The 16310-nt window shown below is 36.6% G+C and carries 18 protein-coding genes, 1 tRNA gene and 1 pseudogene; 18 read left to right on the top strand and 2 right to left on the bottom strand.

Annotation, left to right across the window (positions count from 1 at the left end; all coding sequences use genetic code 11):
• Positions 1-31: 31 nt before the first annotated feature.
• Positions 32-1402: an efflux transporter outer membrane subunit gene (locus O1Q81_RS06445; RefSeq protein WP_386696597.1), complete on the top strand. Its 1371-nt coding sequence runs from the start codon at positions 32-34 to the stop codon at positions 1400-1402.
• Positions 1403-1456: 54 nt separating this feature from the next.
• On the opposite strand, the gene dapB is transcribed toward O1Q81_RS06445, so the two are convergent.
• Positions 1457-2269, bottom strand: coding sequence for a 4-hydroxy-tetrahydrodipicolinate reductase (dapB, locus tag O1Q81_RS06440; RefSeq protein WP_386686117.1), 813 nt, complete (start codon positions 2267-2269; stop codon positions 1457-1459).
• Positions 2270-2362: 93 nt separating this feature from the next.
• The gene (gene rplY / locus O1Q81_RS06435; RefSeq protein WP_386686114.1) at positions 2363-2650 is read right to left on the bottom strand and encodes a 50S ribosomal protein L25; all 288 of its coding nucleotides are present in this window, start codon (positions 2648-2650) and stop codon (positions 2363-2365) included.
• Between the two features lie 458 nt (positions 2651-3108).
• Between rplY and ftnA (O1Q81_RS06430) the strand changes: the two genes are divergently transcribed.
• From ftnA (O1Q81_RS06430) to O1Q81_RS06350, 17 genes and pseudogenes are all read left to right on the top strand, one after another.
• Complete coding sequence (gene ftnA / locus O1Q81_RS06430) at positions 3109-3597, top strand: non-heme ferritin (protein WP_386686111.1); 489 nt, start codon at positions 3109-3111, stop codon at positions 3595-3597.
• 13 nt (positions 3598-3610) lie between these two features.
• Positions 3611-4096 carry a non-heme ferritin gene (gene ftnA, locus O1Q81_RS06425; protein WP_386686108.1) on the top strand — a complete coding sequence of 162 codons (486 nt, stop codon included), beginning with the start codon at positions 3611-3613 and terminating at the stop codon, positions 4094-4096.
• Positions 4097-4460: 364 nt separating this feature from the next.
• Positions 4461-5231, top strand: a complete 771-nt coding sequence (locus O1Q81_RS06420; RefSeq protein ID WP_386686105.1) for an FNR family transcription factor — start codon at positions 4461-4463, stop codon at positions 5229-5231.
• 154 nt (positions 5232-5385) lie between these two features.
• Positions 5386-6312 carry a universal stress protein UspE gene (uspE, locus tag O1Q81_RS06415; protein ID WP_386686102.1) on the top strand — a complete coding sequence of 309 codons (927 nt, stop codon included), beginning with the start codon at positions 5386-5388 and terminating at the stop codon, positions 6310-6312.
• An 86-nt stretch (positions 6313-6398) separates the two neighbouring features.
• Complete coding sequence (locus tag O1Q81_RS06410; protein ID WP_386696596.1) at positions 6399-6722, top strand: HI1450 family dsDNA-mimic protein; 324 nt, start codon at positions 6399-6401, stop codon at positions 6720-6722.
• Complete coding sequence (gene queF, locus O1Q81_RS06405) at positions 6722-7561, top strand: NADPH-dependent 7-cyano-7-deazaguanine reductase QueF (RefSeq protein WP_386696595.1); 840 nt, start codon at positions 6722-6724, stop codon at positions 7559-7561. Before O1Q81_RS06410 ends, queF begins: the two co-directional genes overlap by 1 nt.
• A 1-nt stretch (position 7562) precedes the next feature.
• Positions 7563-8915 carry a nucleotide 5'-monophosphate nucleosidase PpnN gene (ppnN, locus tag O1Q81_RS06400; protein WP_386696593.1) on the top strand — a complete coding sequence of 451 codons (1353 nt, stop codon included), beginning with the start codon at positions 7563-7565 and terminating at the stop codon, positions 8913-8915.
• Positions 8916-8929: 14 nt separating this feature from the next.
• Complete coding sequence (gene can, locus O1Q81_RS06395) at positions 8930-9619, top strand: carbonate dehydratase (RefSeq protein ID WP_386690240.1); 690 nt, start codon at positions 8930-8932, stop codon at positions 9617-9619.
• 226 nt (positions 9620-9845) lie between these two features.
• Positions 9846-9932, top strand: a tRNA-Leu gene (locus O1Q81_RS06390).
• A 295-nt stretch (positions 9933-10227) separates the two neighbouring features.
• Positions 10228-10332 (top strand): annotated as a pseudogene (locus O1Q81_RS06385) (integrase); the annotation flags it as partial.
• 91 nt (positions 10333-10423) lie between these two features.
• Positions 10424-11413: an IS30 family transposase gene (locus O1Q81_RS06380; RefSeq protein ID WP_386696591.1), complete on the top strand. Its 990-nt coding sequence runs from the start codon at positions 10424-10426 to the stop codon at positions 11411-11413.
• 42 nt (positions 11414-11455) lie between these two features.
• Positions 11456-12571 (top strand): tyrosine-type recombinase/integrase, encoded by a 1116-nt coding sequence (locus O1Q81_RS06375; RefSeq protein WP_386696589.1) that lies wholly within the window; start codon positions 11456-11458, stop codon positions 12569-12571.
• 829 nt (positions 12572-13400) lie between these two features.
• Positions 13401-14084, top strand: a complete 684-nt coding sequence (locus O1Q81_RS06370; protein WP_386696588.1) for a hypothetical protein — start codon at positions 13401-13403, stop codon at positions 14082-14084.
• A 170-nt stretch (positions 14085-14254) separates the two neighbouring features.
• Positions 14255-14455 (top strand): helix-turn-helix transcriptional regulator, encoded by a 201-nt coding sequence (locus O1Q81_RS06365; protein WP_386686085.1) that lies wholly within the window; start codon positions 14255-14257, stop codon positions 14453-14455.
• 45 nt (positions 14456-14500) lie between these two features.
• Positions 14501-14860, top strand: a complete 360-nt coding sequence (locus O1Q81_RS06360; RefSeq protein WP_386686083.1) for a hypothetical protein — start codon at positions 14501-14503, stop codon at positions 14858-14860.
• A 39-nt stretch (positions 14861-14899) separates the two neighbouring features.
• On the top strand, positions 14900-15259 hold the full coding sequence (locus tag O1Q81_RS06355; protein WP_386696586.1) for a hypothetical protein: 360 nt from the start codon (positions 14900-14902) through the stop codon (positions 15257-15259).
• A gap of 237 nt (positions 15260-15496) precedes the next feature.
• A complete protein-coding gene (locus tag O1Q81_RS06350; RefSeq protein ID WP_386696584.1) occupies positions 15497-16291 on the top strand; it encodes an antA/AntB antirepressor family protein in 795 nt (264 codons plus the stop codon).
• Positions 16292-16310 lie beyond the last annotated feature (19 nt).

The following is a 16310-nucleotide window of genomic DNA, read 5'->3' as shown; positions in this document are numbered from 1 at the left end:
GCACTTCCATGTTAAATTTAAAGGACAAAATATGCTAAAACTGAACAAAATCGCTTTAACCGTGATTTTATCTTCCGCCTTAGTCGGTTGTGCCAATATTAATGATAGCTATCAAGCCTCTCAACAGGATTATCAACAATATGAGCAATTAACGCAACAATATAACATCAAAGAAAATTGGTGGGCATTATACAATGATGCTCAATTAAACCAAGTCGTTGAGCAAGCCTTGTTAAATAATAAAGATCTCGCTAAAGCCACTATTTCTGTTAATTCGGCACTTTATCAAGCGAATTTATTAGGTGCAGATTTAGTGCCTAGTTTCAATGCTTCTAGCACATCGACCGCAAGTCGCCCAACAGATACCAGTGCAAATTCAACGATTAGTCATACGGGTTCACTAGGCATTAGTTACACCCTAGATTTATGGCGACGTTTAGCCGATGCCGCAGATGCTGGCGAATGGAATTACAAAGCAACACAACAAGATTTAGAAGCCACTCGCCTTTCTTTAATCAATTCTGTGGTTGTAACTTATTATCAAATCGCTTATTTAAATGATGCCATTTCAGCGACCAATGATACGATTAGCTACTACAACCAAATTAATAGAATTATGCAAAATCGCTTGAGTCAAGGTGTTGCAGATCGTGCCAGCACAGATCAAGCTCAACAATCGGTATTATTAGCACAAAACAATTTGATTAGCTATCAAACTCAACGCAAAACCGCAGAACAAACCTTGCGTAATTTATTAAATTTAAAACCAGATCAAGCATTAAATATTACATTCCCACATATCTTAAATGTGAAAACAACCGATGTTAATTTAAATGTACCTGTATCAACGATTGCGAATCGTCCCGATGTCAAAGGCAATTTATTCCGTTTAAGTAGTGCCTTTAAAGATGCGAAAGCAACACAAAAATCTTGGTTTCCAACCATTAGTTTAGGGGGTAGCTTATCTTCTAGTGGAACGAAAGTCAGCAACGCATTAAATAATCCTGTGGCAGCAGGTACATTAGCGATTAGCTTGCCGTTCTTAGATTGGAATCATGTAAAATGGAATGTGAAAATTTCAGAAGCAGCTTATGAATCGGCACGTGTTACTTACGAACAAGGGATTACCACTGCATTAAATGAAATTGATACTAACTATTTTGCTTATACACAATCACAACAAAACTTCACTAATTTGAATAAAAAGTATGAATATGATCAACGTATCACAAAATATTATCAAAACCGTTATAACGCTGGCGTATCTGAATTAAGAGAATGGTTAAATGCAGCGAATACAGAGAAAACCTCTCAAGTCGCTATCTTAAATGCAAAATATGCGGTGATTCAAAACGAAAATGCAATTTATAGTGCAATGGGCGGATATTATTCTGATAAATAGTAGAAAAATATTCTTTCAGGGCGAACCGATGTGTTCGCCCGAATTTTTTAGAACTTATAAATTATTCAAATCCAACACATCTGTCATATCAAATAAGCCATTCGGTTGGTTGACGATCCATTTTGCAGCACGCACTGCCCCGTTGGCAAATGTCATACGGCTAGAGGCCTTATGGGAAATTTCTACCCGCTCACCAATATCCGCAAACCAAACCGTATGTTCACCGACAACATCACTCGCTCGAATAGTAGAAAAGCCTATTTCATCTGGTTTACGTTCACCGATAATACCGTCACGACAAAATACGCCCTGTGTTTTCAAATCACGTCCAAGGGTTTTGGCAATATGTTCCCCCATAGATAACGCTGTGCCAGAGGGAGCATCTACTTTATGGCGATGATGTGCTTCAATAATTTCAATATCACAATAATCACCCATCACTTTAGCGGCTTTTTCTAACAGTTTAAACACTAAATTTACCCCAACACTATAATTTGAAGCAAATACTACGCCAATTTTTTCGCCTGCCGTTTTAATTGCCTGTTTACCTGCATCATCAAACCCCGTTGTGCCGATAATCATCTTTTTATGATGTGCCACACAAATGTCTAAATGTGCTAACGTGCCTGCTGGGCGTGTAAAATCAATCAATACATCAAAATTATTTAGTTGATTTTCTAATTTATCTTCCACTTTAATGCCTAAATTACCTACACCAGCTAATTCACCAGCATCGGCACCAATTAATGACGAACCAACTCGCTCAAATGCAGCACCCAATTCAACACCATCAGCAGAATGTACCGCCTGAATGAGTTGACGACCCATTCGACCGCCAGCTCCCACAATACCAATTTTTAATGTCATATAATGTTCCTTATGTTTAACTTTTTTTCATTATAATAAAAAAAACACCGATAATCAGTGATTATTGGTGTTTTTCAACAAACAAGCTAGAAATTATACACGTTTAAAGTCGATATGTGCTAATTTTGGTTTAAATGGGTGACGTTGCATAGCTTGCACTTTAACCGCAACTTCTTTACCACCGATAACCAATGTAATAACTTCTGAATAGAAACTTTCGTGTGCTTGTGCGTTATTTAATTCATCGTGGTTTAATACGATTGAAACTGGTTCTTCACTACCACCATAAACGATCGCAGGAATTTGACCATTGTGACGCAGGCGGCGGCTCGCACCCTTACCTTGCGATGTACGAACTTCAGCGTTAAATTTAAATGCCATTTTAATGTTCTCTTGTAAGATTGTTTAAAGACAGAAATCGCAGGCGACCCAACGATTTCCCATAAATTTGCTCAAAAATTATTTTGAGAGAGCGTATTATAATGAATTTCCTAGATAAATCAAATTTTCTTATGTCTTTCTTATGTCTTTCTTATGTTTTTCTTTTCTTCACAACATAAAAGTGCGGTGAAAAATAGCAAAGAAATTTTGGCATTAGTTATAACGCAAACATTGCTCGCTACCATTTCATCAGAAATTATGAGTAAAAATAGGAATTATTTACAAAATTATTTATGTAACAAAAATGTTAAGTTATTCTAAATGATAATAGTTGTTATTGTTTTTTCCTTTTAAATTAATGAGTTACATAAAAATAAATATTGCAATTCTCATTTGGTCGGTTATAATTACAACAGTTGGAATTATTCCACTTTTATTTTTTTACGAGGAAACAAAAAATGTTAAACCAAGCAATTACCACTAAATTGAATGAACAAATCAATTTAGAATTCTTTTCATCTAACACTTATTTACAAATGAGTGCATGGTGTGCCAATCGTGGCTACGAAGGTGCCGCCACATTCTTCTTACGTCATGCTGATGAAGAAATGGAACACATGCAAAAATTATTTGATTATGTCAGCGAAACTGGTGGCTTACCAATTTTAGGTAAAATTGAAGCACCACGTACTGAATACAATTCATTACGTGAAGTATTAGAAATTGCTTTTGAGCATGAAAAACATGTAACAGCAAAAATTAATGAATTAGTTGAAGTAACATTTGAAAACAAAGACTACTCTACTTTTAACTTCCTACAATGGTATGTGGCTGAACAGCACGAAGAAGAAACCTTATTCGGTGGCGTGATTGATAAATTTGATATTTTAGGCAATGACGGCAAAGCAATTTATTTAATTGACAAAGAATTATTAACATTAGAATAAGAGGACAAATATCATGTTAGCAAAAAAAATAGTTGAGTTATTAAATGCTCAAATGAATTTAGAATTTTATTCTTCAAATCTTTATTTGCAAATGAGTGCTTGGTGTAACCAAAAAGGTTATGTAGGTGCTGCAAAATTCTTACGTGAACACGCTGCAGAAGAAATGCAACACATGCGTAAACTGTTTACTTATTTAAATGAAACAGGAGCAGAAGCGGTAATTTCTTCTATTGAAGAAGTTTCTCATGAATATAAATCGTTACGTGAAGTTATTGAATTAACTTTTGCTCACGAAAAATTGATTACTAGTAAAATCAATGAACTCGTTGGAGCAACCTTTGAAGCAAAAGACTACTCTGCATTTAACTTCTTACAATGGTATGTGGCTGAACAGCACGAAGAAGAAAAATTATTTGGTGGTATTTTAGATAAATTCAACATTTTAGGTGAAGACGGTAAATCTATTTACTTGATTGATAAAGATCTTGCTAGTTTATAAACTACCAAATAAGATTTTAAGATCTTAAGAAAAAGCTGATAAGTATAGATTATCAGCTTTTTTAATAAAAAGTGCGGTTAAAAATTCCGTAAAAATGATGAAGAATCTTTGCTAATAGATGCTTAGAGTATTGCTTATAATTGCTGTTCACTCGTTTGTTGTTATTGGTAATATTGATACGTTTTATAGCCAAATGCCGTAATTAAAATGCAAAACATAATGATTATTTGGATAAGACGTTTTTTAGTCAATTTTTCTGCGGGCATAAATCACCTTTTTTCTCATTTATTACTTCTTAATTTCACTTTTTAATGCTATTATTTTTGAGTTAGATCAATTTTATCACAAAATAATTTGAGGAAGAATGAGTATTTTATCATCAGAACCAAGTATGGGTCGCCGAGTTCAATCAGGCGGTTGTGCTATTCATTGTCAAGATTGCAGTATTAGTCAATTATGTATTCCTTTTACGCTTAATGCTCATGAGTTAGATCAGTTAGATAATATTATTGAACGTAAAAAACCCATCCAAAAATCCCAAGTATTATTTAAGGCTGGCGATGAACTAGTTTCATTATATGCTATTCGTTCTGGTACAATTAAAACTTATACAATCAATGAAGCGGGAGAAGAACAAATTACCTCATTCCATTTACCTGGAGATTTAGTGGGGTTTGATGCCATCATGAATATGCGTCATCCTAGCTTTGCCCAAGCCTTAGAAACTGCGATGGTATGTGAAATTCCATTTGATATACTCAATGACTTATCTGGCAAAATGCCTAAATTACGCCAACAAATTATGCGGTTAATGAGTAGTGAAATTAAAAGTGATCAGGAAATGATTTTACTTTTATCTAAAATGAATGCAGAAGAACGTTTAGCGGCTTTTATTTATAATTTATCCAAACGCTACTCTGCACGTGGCTTTTCAGCTAGAGAATTTCGTTTAACCATGACGCGTGGCGATATTGGTAATTACCTCGGTTTAACCGTAGAAACCATTAGCCGTTTATTGGGACGTTTTCAAAAATTAGGTATTTTGTCCGTACAAGGTAAATATATTACGATTAATAGTCTGCCTGAATTAACCGAAGTTGCTGGAATTCATCGTACCAAAATAGCATTTGACTAAAAATTTTTATTAATCAACCATAAATTGCATAAAATTTGTTGTGTAGATCACATTTTTAAATTATCTAACTTGTTATTTTATGCAATCCACTCTATGCTATATCGTATTCAAAAATGAATGAAATCAAACTGCAAAAGCAAAAATGGAGGTTATGATGAAATTCAACAATATTCTCGTTATTCTTAACCCAGAGAATGAAAAACAATACGGTCTTGCTCGTGCTGTCCGTTTGGTAAAAGAACAGAAAAGCGAAACGCCAGTTAATATTACTGTTTTCTTACCTGTCTATGATCTTTCTTATGAAATGTCTGCCTTGCTTTCCGCTGATGAACGTGAAGAAATGCACAAAACCGTGGTTGAGCAACGTCAAAAAGATGTCCTCCCCTATTTAGAAAAATATGCCGATCCAATGATTATATTTCACTCACGAGTGGTTTGGTCAAGTAATGAATCCGAAGCTATCGTTGCTGAAATTGAAGCTAATCATTATGATTTGGTAATTAAATATACCAAAGAAGAAGAGAGTTTAACCTCTCTCTTTGTCACCCCAATGGATTGGCAATTATTACGTAAATGTCCTACCCCATTATTAATGGTACGTGACGGTGACTGGAAACATCAAAGACGTATTCTTGTAGCAGTCAACGTATCAGGTGATGAAGAATATCACGATATTTTTAATAAAGAACTCGTTTCGCTCAGTATGGACTTAGCTGATCAATTAGAACGTGGTAACGTACATTTGGTCAGTGCCTATCCGCCGACACCTATGAATATGGCGATTGATTTACCAGAATTTCATTCAAGTGAATATATTAACGGTGTACGTGGTCAACACTTAATTAACATGAAAGCCTTACGTCAACATTTTGGTATTGCGGAAGATCATACGCACGTTTATGAGGGTTTCCCAGAAGAAGTTATTCCGCAAGTTGCCAACGATATTGAGGCAGAATTAGTGATTTTAGGTACAGTTGGACGAACTGGACTCTCTGCCGCACTACTTGGTAATACCGCAGAACATGTTATTAGCAAATTGAAATGTAATTTACTAGCGATTAAACCGACTAAAAAAGTATAATCTTGTAAATTGCACCAAACACAATAAAAGTGCGGTGAAAAATGACCGCACTTTTTTATTTTAATAAATCCAAACAGTAAACTCTTATGACAGAAATAATCCAAAAACTCGATCCTGATACCGCTATAGATATTGCCTATGATATTTTCCTTGAAATGGCAGGAGAAAATTTAGATCCTGCTGATATTCTTTTATTTAACCTACAATTTGAAGATCGTGGTGCAGTAGAATTTGTGGAAACCGCTGATGACTGGGAGCAAGAAATCGGTGTGCTGATTGACCCCGAAGAATATGCCGAAGTGTGGATTGGTTTAGTCAATGAACAAGATGAAATGAATGATATTTTTGCAAAATTTTTAATCTCACATCGTGTAGATGATCGTGAATATCATATTATCTGGAAAAAATAATGTACTCAAATAACGATAGCTTAAAAAGCTTAAAACTCGGTCAAAAAACGGAATATTGTGCCATTTATGACCGCACTTTACTGCAACCCGTGCCACGTTCACTTAACCGTGATACGCTTGGTATTACGCAACAACAGCCTTTTTCATTCGGTGCAGATATTTGGACAGCTTATGAAATTTCTTGGCTAAACCCTAAAGGTTTGCCACAGGTTGCCATTGCGGATATAGAAATTGATTACCGCTCACAAAATTTAATTGAATCAAAAAGTTTTAAACTCTATTTAAATAGCTTTAACCAAACTAAATTTGCTTCTTTTGAACAAGTACAAAATACCATTCAACAGGATTTGGCTCAATGTGCTGAGGGTCATGTCAAGGTGCGGTTAAATTCTCTCGAATTTTACCGCCAGCAAAAGATTGTGGATTTTACTGGCGAATGTATTGATTATCAAGATATTGAAATCACCGATTATGCTTTTGATGCCAATTATCTGGATAATTGTACCAATGAGCAACAGGTGGAAGAAACGTTAGTCAGCCATTTACTTAAATCAAATTGCTTAATTACTAGCCAGCCCGATTGGGGTTCAGTACAAATTCATTATGTAGGAAAACAAATTAATCGAGAAAAATTATTACGCTATTTAATCTCATTCCGTCAACATAATGAATTTCATGAACAATGTGTAGAGCGGATTTTTAATGATTTAATGCGGTACGCTCAACCACAAAAATTAACTGTGTATGCTCGTTATACCCGTCGTGGTGGTTTAGATATTAATCCGTTCCGTTCAAACTTTGAACCGATTCCCCTTAACCAACGTTTAGCCAGACAATAATATGAATCAAGTTTATTATATTAATCCGAAAGGCAGTATGGATCAGCTTTCCCATATTGAAGTTTGCCAATTAACCAAACAAGCTGGCTCACCACTCTATCATCTTTATCGTAATTGTACTTTAGCAGTCCTAAACTCTGGTGCTGCCTCCGATGATAGTCGAGCCTTATTAGCCAAATATGATGATTTTGATATTAATTTAGTCGCAAGGGAACGTGGCATTTCCCTAGAATTACATAATCCCCCTGAAACTGCTTTTGTAGATGATGTGATGATTAGTAATATTCAATATCATTCTTTTGCGGTATTACGTGATATTTTATTTGTTCACAGTATGATTTCAAATACTGATTTAAATAGTGAACAAATCACCAATTTAGTGTTTAATATTTTACGTAATGCGAAAGCCCTAATTGTAGGTGAAAAACCTAATTTAGTGGTTTGTTGGGGCGGTCATTCGATTAGTGAGGCGGAATATCGATACTGCCGTGCAGTAGGAACTGAACTTGGCTTACGTGAGTTAAATATTATTACGGGTTGTGGTACGGGTGTTATGGAAGCCCCCATGAAAGGTGCGGCGATCGGGCATGCAAACCAACGTTATAAAAATAGCCGTTTTATCGGTATTACTGAACCCTCCATTATTGCATCAGAACCACCCAATCCGATTGTCAATGAATTGATTATTATGCCAGATATTGAAAAACGCTTAGAAGCCTTTGTACGCATGGGGCATGGTATTATTATTTTCGCTGGTGGACCTGGGACATTTGAAGAATTTATGTTTATTTTAGGTATAAAACTCAATCCTAAAAATCAAGCACAAACCTTACCGTTAATTCTCACTGGACCGAAAGAAAGTCAAGGTTATTTTGATGCCATTGATCGTTTTGTTAAAGAAACGCTGGGCGAACAAGCTCAATCTCTTTATCAAATTATTATAGATGACCCAGTGACGGTGTCACGCCACATGAAGTCTGCAATGACTAAAATTCAGCAACAACGGTTTAAAAAAGGTGATAGTTATAGCTTTAACTGGTCACTAGAAATTGACCACGAATTTCAAAAACCATTTATTCCAACTCATGAGAATATGGCTAATTTGAATCTTCATCTTAATCAAAGTGCGGTGAATTTAGTGGCAAATTTACGCCGAGCTTTTTCAGGTATCGTGGCTGGTAACATAAAAGCCGATACGCAAGATAAAATTGCTAGCTTAGGGAAATTTAAGTTAAACGGTAATCAACAATTAATGAGTAACATCGATCAATTATTACAAGATTTTATCGTACAGAATCGTATGAAATTGCCAACAGGTGATGCTTACGAGCCTTGTTATGAAATTATTAAATAGGAAGCCAAAAAATGATGAAACGTATTGAGCAATTATTCGCCAATAACCACAGTTGGGCATTGCGAATGAAAGAAGAAAATTCACTTTATTTCAAAGAACTCGCCGAACATCAAACCCCACATTATTTATGGATAGGCTGTTCCGATAGTCGTGTTCCTGCAGAAAAACTGACGAATTTAGAACCAGGCGAATTGTTTGTACATCGTAATGTAGCAAATCAAGTTATTCATACCGATCTCAACTGCCTTTCTGTGGTGCAATATGCAGTGGATGTATTAAATATTGAACATATTATCATCTGTGGACATACCAACTGTGGTGGTATTAATGCAGCGATGACCAATCAAGATCTCGGGTTAATCAATAACTGGTTATTACATATTCGTGATATCTGGTTCAAACACAGCCATTTGCTTGGTAATATTTCTCCCGAAAAAAGAGCTGATATGTTAACTAAAATCAACGTAGCAGAACAAGTCTATAATCTTGGTCGTTCTTCTATTGTTCAATCTGCTTGGGCTCGTGGTGCTAAACTTTCTTTACATGGTTGGGTTTACGATGTAAATGACGGTTTCTTAGTCGATCAAGGTGTATTAGCAACAAGCCGTGAGAGTTTAGAAATATCTTATCGTAACGCTATTGCTCGCTTGCAAATACTAGATGAGAATAATATTCTGGAAAAGAAATCTGTTCCACAAGATTAATTTAACAAATACTCTGACGCAAAAAGGTTAAGCTATAAAATATATAACACTGATTGATAGCAATATTTTCAAAATTTGACCGATTTTAGATAGTTCAGCTAGGCAATCAAACTTACAAAAAATCATCTTATAATTGATGAAATTTAAAGCAAATAAGCATAAATCAACAATTTATACTTGCAACCATATTAGATAACCGTATAATGCAACACAAGATTCACTGCTTGCCAGTGTGGCGAAATCGGTAGACGCAGCGGATTCAAAATCCGCCGCCCTTAAAAGCGTGTCGGTTCGAGTCCGACCACTGGCACCAAATTACAAGAAACCACGTTGTTACGTGGTTTTTTTTCGTCTTACGTTTTGTTATTTTATCTTACTTTTAAGACGGGCGAAACCTGATACCGCAAGGCTTTACACCTTAATGATGTTCTTTCGTATTCTTATGCGTTAGCGTTTTGCCTTACGTTGACAACCGCAAATAATAAGGGTACAAATAAGGGTACAAGTTTAAGGGTACAGAAAAAATAGTAATTTTGTACCCTTATTTTTTCCTAGAGCCTTTTAGTATAAGGCTTGAACGGTTATTTATTTTTTGAGATTTTGAGCAAATGGCACGATTAACTAAACCTTTAACTAATACCGAAGTTATTAACACAAAGCCAAAGGATAAAAATTATAAACTTTCAGACGGTGGCGGATTATTTTTACTCTTGAATTTACAATCTAACTGCAACACATAAAAAAGAAGTGTTCATCAACTTAATGTATTATTGAGTTACCACAACAAAATAAACATTGAGAAAAATGAACACTTCATACAAACATCTTACCCTAACCGAACGAGAAAAGATAATGGTTTTGCACGCTCAAGGTCATTCTCTGACTGAAATCGCCACCATTTTGGGTCGCCATAAATCGACGATTTCACGAGAACTCATGCGAAATAATGCTTTGGATAGCTATTCGGCTTTCCAGGCAATGCACTGTTATCAGGCTCGGCGTGAAAATTGTCACCCAAAGCGTAAACTGGATAATGCCAAACTCTTTGAATTGGTGAGAGATAAATTCTTAGCACAGCAATGGTCGCCTGAACAAATACAACACCGTCTGAAGCTGGAAAACAGTGAGTATTCAATCAGTCACAATACGATTTATCGGGGTATCTATGCGGGATTATTTGATGAGAAAGGGTTATCTCATGGCGCAAGAGGGGCGGTGCGAAAACTCAGACATCGTGGAAAAACACGGCATACGAAAGTCCATGAAGAACGTCGTGGCAAAATCCCGATTAGCCATCATTTAACCGAACGACCCAAAGAAGCCAACGAACGTTCACGGATTGGCGATTGGGAAGCGGATACCGTGCTCGGCGTGTCCGGTGGTGCCTGCTGCGTGACTTTGGCGGACAGACAGAGCCGCTTTCTCATCTGCAGGAAAGTCGCCGAGAAGAAAGCGGATTTGGTGAGTGCGGCGATAATAGAAGCCTTGAATAATCAACCCGTTATGACGATTACGCCCGACAGGGGAAAAGAATTTGCAAGGCATCATCAGGTAACGGAAGTATTGAAAGTTCCCTTTTATTTTCCGTTACCGCACCAACCTTGGCAACGGGGAACAAACGAAAATACGAATGGGTTGTTAAGGGAATATTTCCCGAAACAGCAGGACTTCAACCTGTGGAGCGATGATGAAATACAAGCCGGTGTCGATAAATTAAACTACCGACCTCGCAAATGTTTAAGTTGGCGGACACCTTATGAGATTTATTTTGATAAAGTGTTGCACTTAGTTTGACAATTCAAGCTGATAAAAAACAATGGCGTTAAAAATTGGCGTATGAGATACAAACGACCAATAACCAAAAAAGAAAATGAAGTTAGTTTAGGTAATTTCCCCGAAGTATCACTACAGCAAGCACGTAAACAGCGTGATGAATTTCTGGCGTTGCTGGCGGAAAATATCGACCCTTTAGAATACCGCAAGGAACAAGAGTTAGCAGAAATAAGAAAGGCAGAGAATACTTTTAAAATAATCTGTTCAAAGTGGTTTAATGATGTTTACCCTAGCAAAGCAAGCAACCCCGATACTATAGCGAAGAACTGGCAGAGATTAGAAAAGCACGTACTACCCTTTATCGGTGATCTACCGCTGGCGGATATTAAGCCTAGAATTTTGCTTGAGCTATATCAAAAAATAGGGGCTGGCAATACGTTAGACAAATTACACCGACTTATTAAAAGCACCATGGATTACGGCATAAAGTTAGGCGTTATAGAATTTCATAATTGCAACATAGCCAAAGATGATTTTATTACCCCGATAGCAAAGAACCACCCTAGCATTATGCCTTATGAATTACCTAAGCTAATAGACTTAATGAATAACGCCTACACCGCTCACAGAATTGAGCCTAACACGTTCTACGCTTTCAATTTGAGCTTGCTCACTGGTTTAAGGCAGGGGGAAGTTACCAAGCTAGAATGGCGGTTTATTGATAATGAATTATTGATAGTCCCTAGTTATGTACTGAAACAGACACGGAAATTAAAAGAGCAACCACGAGATCACATTATCCCCTTATCTACGCAAGCGAAACGGCTACTAGAAACGATTAAACAGATTAACGGCACGAGTGCTTTTATCTTTGCCAAAGTACGCAACAGAACCGCACCTATGAGCCGTGAGAGCGTCACAAAAGCATTAAAGGAAATATTACAAGGAACAGACCTACAAGGCAGACAAAACGCCCATGGCTTACGCTCAATCTTTAGGACTTATTTAACTCAAATTGGCGTTGATGTGGTGGTGGCAGAATTGGCACTAGCTCACCTATCTACAGGGAAAGGCAAGATACAGGCAATTTATGACCGTTACGAATATTTAGACGAACGCAAGCAAGCATTGCAACAATGGGGCGACTATTGCGAGCAGTGCGGAATGATAACAGGATAATCACTTCCACCACCAAAGCCGACAACCTAACCCTAGCCAGTTTTTTATTTAAATCTGGCTTTATATTCCATTTTAATATAAAAAATTAATTTCTCTTACTATCCTATTTTATAATGTTTTTTTTCATTTTTTATCCCCTTATCCCCGTTTTACCTTATTTATATCTATTTTTCTTTTAGAAAAGAAAGAGATATAAAAAGGGGATAAGGACGGGGATAAGACGGGGATACGGGGATAAATCTAAATTAAAGCACAAAAATAATGCTATATCAGATTATATTACATACAAAATTATCAATAACTTTTAGTTATATAGATAATTTCTAGCGTTTTAATGACTACTTAAATTTTAAAGCTGCTGATTTTTAGGGAATGTATAAAACAAAGCCCCATGGGGTGGGTAAAAATTTCAGATGAAAAGGTTCAAATACCGCCATTGGAACTTCATTTAATCGCTATTCCAGTTTTTCTAGGCATTTTTATACGGCGAAAGTACAATTAGACAACCTCACAAAACTTCACATTAGCTTACCTTAAAACAAAAAGAATTAGGGTATCCGCAAAAATTGGATACCCCTAACAAATTAAAAAATAAACAGGCACCACAGATTCCACCAACAGGAATATAAAAATAATCACAACAAAACCCCTTTATACAGTATTCCACTGTATCTAAATTTGATTTAAAATAAGACAGAATTAAACAGCGTATTACTACGCAATGAATATAAGTGCGACTAGGTGCGGATTAATTACCCGACCCGAAAGAGTGAACCCTATTTCATTTTGTCGCACTTTTACCGAATAGGGAGCGTATAGGGGCGTAATTATGGCATTGCCTAAATTTCAAGATTACTGTTATTTAGATGACGAAACTAAAATTTCTTTGAGCCTTGTAGAGTTTTTTAACGAATATGAAGTTATATGTATTTCTTCTAACTTAGATCCGAAACATACGGCTAGCAGTCTTGAAGATTATAGTGTTTATAGTTATCCGCTTGAACAATTACGAGAAGATGTAAGAAAAAATAAGTTAAGCCGTTCAAGGGTTGATATTGAATGTTTAGATTATTACGGAAACAACGAACAGGAGATTTTTAAAATTCATTCTAAAGATGCAAAAAAATGGGCAACTTACCACGGTTACAAGTGGGATATTCCAGAGTATAGAGAATTTAATTCTAGTGAGATCACTAGCGAACAAGGGGACGACCAATTACAACAGGCTAACGAACGCATAGCCGAATTAGAACAGCAATTAGCCGATATTCAAAGCACCACCACAAAACAAAGTGCGGTGGATAATGTAGAATATAACGGAGATTTACCGCTATCAACCAATGAAGAAAAATTGGCTCACTTTATCAATTTACTGATTAAAGCAAGTCCCGAATTACAGAAAGACGGACGCATACCAACGTACAGCGAATTACACACAATTCTAACCGCAAAAAATAAAGGTGAGCAGATACCGTCAAAGGTGACTATTCAAAAATACATGAATAGAGTTTAGCGACCGTAAAAGGTCGCTTTTTTTATTCCTTTCTAATTGTTCAAAAACGCTATTAAATAGTTCATTTGTTCAGTGAACGAGTTCATTTATTCACTTTTCCCCGATTACTTAAAAATTGTTATTTAATTACACCGCACTTTAATTTTGTTCAAAACCAAAAGGCGGAAATTATGACAACAGAAAGCATTCAAGAAACTAACCAACCTACAAAGCAGCTATTGACCCTAAAAGACGTTACGGCAATGACTGGCTTATCTTCTACCACTATCTACAAATTCGCTAAATCTGGCAAATTTCCACAGCCAAAGAGAATTGGCGATCGTGCTGTTCGTTGGCGTTTAGCAGACGTTCAAGCCTACATTAACGCCTAACACACTAGGCATTTACTTTCACTAATCACTTTATAGGTAATCAATATGAGACCAGATAAACGACCAGACCGACTAGAACGCATAGGCATTCAGTTATTAATTAATCCCCGTGGCATTTCTGAACTTGAATTAGCCATGAATCAACATATCACCAGCGGACGTAATGAAGTAAACAAAATTGAGAAATTAATAGATGTTAAATTCGCCCGTAACTGGGAAAACACAGCGGACGGTATGGGGCAATATTATCGCTATTCAGTCCCTAACCGTGCGACGGCAGAAAAATTGCTTAAATTCGTGGAAAGTAAAGCTGTATTACGTGGTGAAGAACCCTACACGCAGGCATTTAAAGAAATATGGCTTGATCCGTTCCCCTATGCTGGCGAAATGGCATTTAGTGAATGATAGGACCACCAGCAACAACCATTAACGGAGATTAAAAAAATGACGTTAAAAAAATTAACACCAAAATACAAAACCTATCCACAAACCACCCGCAGTTTTGAACTGGATAAAATTGCGGTAGAACGCTGCAAAAATGAATTTCCAGAACACTACGGCTTCAAGAAAGCATTAGCCAAGGAATCAGAAGAATTAGCCGACCGACTACAAAAGGGGATTGATTTATTCAAAGATTTAAAAGCTGGTGGAATGACACTCACAGGCGAGCAAAACGTACGCTATAAGGCGTTCAGAAATGGGGCAATGTATTTCATTAACCGACTAACAAACCTTGCTGAACACGTGGAGAACGTGGAGAAAGGCGAATACGAGCCGACACCATACCGACCTGAAAAAACCTGAATTTTGTCAGCAGTACGCACGCGCGCGTGAAAAACATAAAAATGTTGATAAATGTTGAAATCATTCAATTAAAAACGACTACAGAAAACTACAGTTAGATAGTCAATCAAAAACTGGTGGAAATGATTAACAAAGATTTATTTTACTCAAATTTGAGTAAAAAAGATTGATTAAATTTTGGTCCTCAAATTTGAGGAGTAAAGCTACTACAAAATACCACATACAAGGACAACAAACATGATTGAACAAGTTACCGACCTATTAGCCACACAAGCACGCTTAATTAATGGCGTGGATTATCAGACTATTAACGCACGTAATTTACATAAGGCGTTGCAGTCCAAACAAGATTTTACGCACTGGATTAAACGACGCACCAATGGCGGACTATTTACAGAAAACTTTGATTTTATCGTTGTTCATAATGCAATGAATAACCCAGAACACAAAGCCAGATTAGAGGAATTAGACCGCACGACAAATTTAACGAGCGGTGCGGAAAATTTAACCAATGACACCCCGACTAATTGGACACTTCAAAATGGCGGGCAAAACGCTATCGACTACTTCATCACCCTAGACATGGCTAAGCACCTTTGCTTAATGGAGAAGAACGAAATAGGCAAGGCAATTCGCCACCATTTCATCAAAGCAGAGAGCCTATTAAAACAGATTGCACCCAAAGCACACCGAAACACACTCAAAGAAACAAAAGCACGTTTAGCAAGCATTGACCGCAATTCAGAGATGACAGACGCAATCAAGGCAATGATAGAGCGTCACCATATTGAGCCGAATAAACAGCGGTTTATGTATATCAGAGAACAAGAAATGTTAGACAGCTTGGTATTGAATAAAAACGTGCGTAAATGGAAAGCAGAACGCAATATCACAGGCACCATTCGCAGTCAGTTTAATCGTGAGCAGTTGGAAAAATTAAATCTATTACAGTCCACCAACACCGCTTTAATTAATATTGATATGAATTACCACGAACGCAAAGGGCGACTTTTGGAGCTTGCTCAACGATAGGCAAAAAAAAGCCCTAACC

It is taken from the genome of Lonepinella sp. MS14436 (genome assembly GCF_042470565.1).
GTDB lineage: Bacteria > Pseudomonadota > Gammaproteobacteria > Enterobacterales > Pasteurellaceae > Lonepinella.
The sequence above is the reverse complement of the archived record's forward strand: the minus strand, read 5'-3'. Positions and strand labels throughout refer to the sequence as shown.

Coding starts and splice junctions, on each gene's coding strand:
- O1Q81_RS06445 (WP_386696597.1), top strand. CDS start 32: ATGCTAAAACTGAACAAAATCGCTTTAACCGTGATTTTATCTTCCGCC.
- dapB (WP_386686117.1), bottom strand. CDS start 2,269: ATGACATTAAAAATTGGTATTGTGGGAGCTGGCGGTCGAATGGGTCGT.
- rplY (WP_386686114.1), bottom strand. CDS start 2,650: ATGGCATTTAAATTTAACGCTGAAGTTCGTACATCGCAAGGTAAGGGT.
- ftnA (WP_386686111.1), top strand. CDS start 3,109: ATGTTAAACCAAGCAATTACCACTAAATTGAATGAACAAATCAATTTA.
- ftnA (WP_386686108.1), top strand. CDS start 3,611: ATGTTAGCAAAAAAAATAGTTGAGTTATTAAATGCTCAAATGAATTTA.
- O1Q81_RS06420 (WP_386686105.1), top strand. CDS start 4,461: ATGAGTATTTTATCATCAGAACCAAGTATGGGTCGCCGAGTTCAATCA.
- uspE (WP_386686102.1), top strand. CDS start 5,386: ATGAAATTCAACAATATTCTCGTTATTCTTAACCCAGAGAATGAAAAA.
- O1Q81_RS06410 (WP_386696596.1), top strand. CDS start 6,399: ATGACAGAAATAATCCAAAAACTCGATCCTGATACCGCTATAGATATT.
- queF (WP_386696595.1), top strand. CDS start 6,722: ATGTACTCAAATAACGATAGCTTAAAAAGCTTAAAACTCGGTCAAAAA.
- ppnN (WP_386696593.1), top strand. CDS start 7,563: ATGAATCAAGTTTATTATATTAATCCGAAAGGCAGTATGGATCAGCTT.
- can (WP_386690240.1), top strand. CDS start 8,930: ATGAAACGTATTGAGCAATTATTCGCCAATAACCACAGTTGGGCATTG.
- O1Q81_RS06380 (WP_386696591.1), top strand. CDS start 10,424: ATGAACACTTCATACAAACATCTTACCCTAACCGAACGAGAAAAGATA.
- O1Q81_RS06375 (WP_386696589.1), top strand. CDS start 11,456: ATGAGATACAAACGACCAATAACCAAAAAAGAAAATGAAGTTAGTTTA.
- O1Q81_RS06370 (WP_386696588.1), top strand. CDS start 13,401: ATGGCATTGCCTAAATTTCAAGATTACTGTTATTTAGATGACGAAACT.
- O1Q81_RS06365 (WP_386686085.1), top strand. CDS start 14,255: ATGACAACAGAAAGCATTCAAGAAACTAACCAACCTACAAAGCAGCTA.
- O1Q81_RS06360 (WP_386686083.1), top strand. CDS start 14,501: ATGAGACCAGATAAACGACCAGACCGACTAGAACGCATAGGCATTCAG.
- O1Q81_RS06355 (WP_386696586.1), top strand. CDS start 14,900: ATGACGTTAAAAAAATTAACACCAAAATACAAAACCTATCCACAAACC.
- O1Q81_RS06350 (WP_386696584.1), top strand. CDS start 15,497: ATGATTGAACAAGTTACCGACCTATTAGCCACACAAGCACGCTTAATT.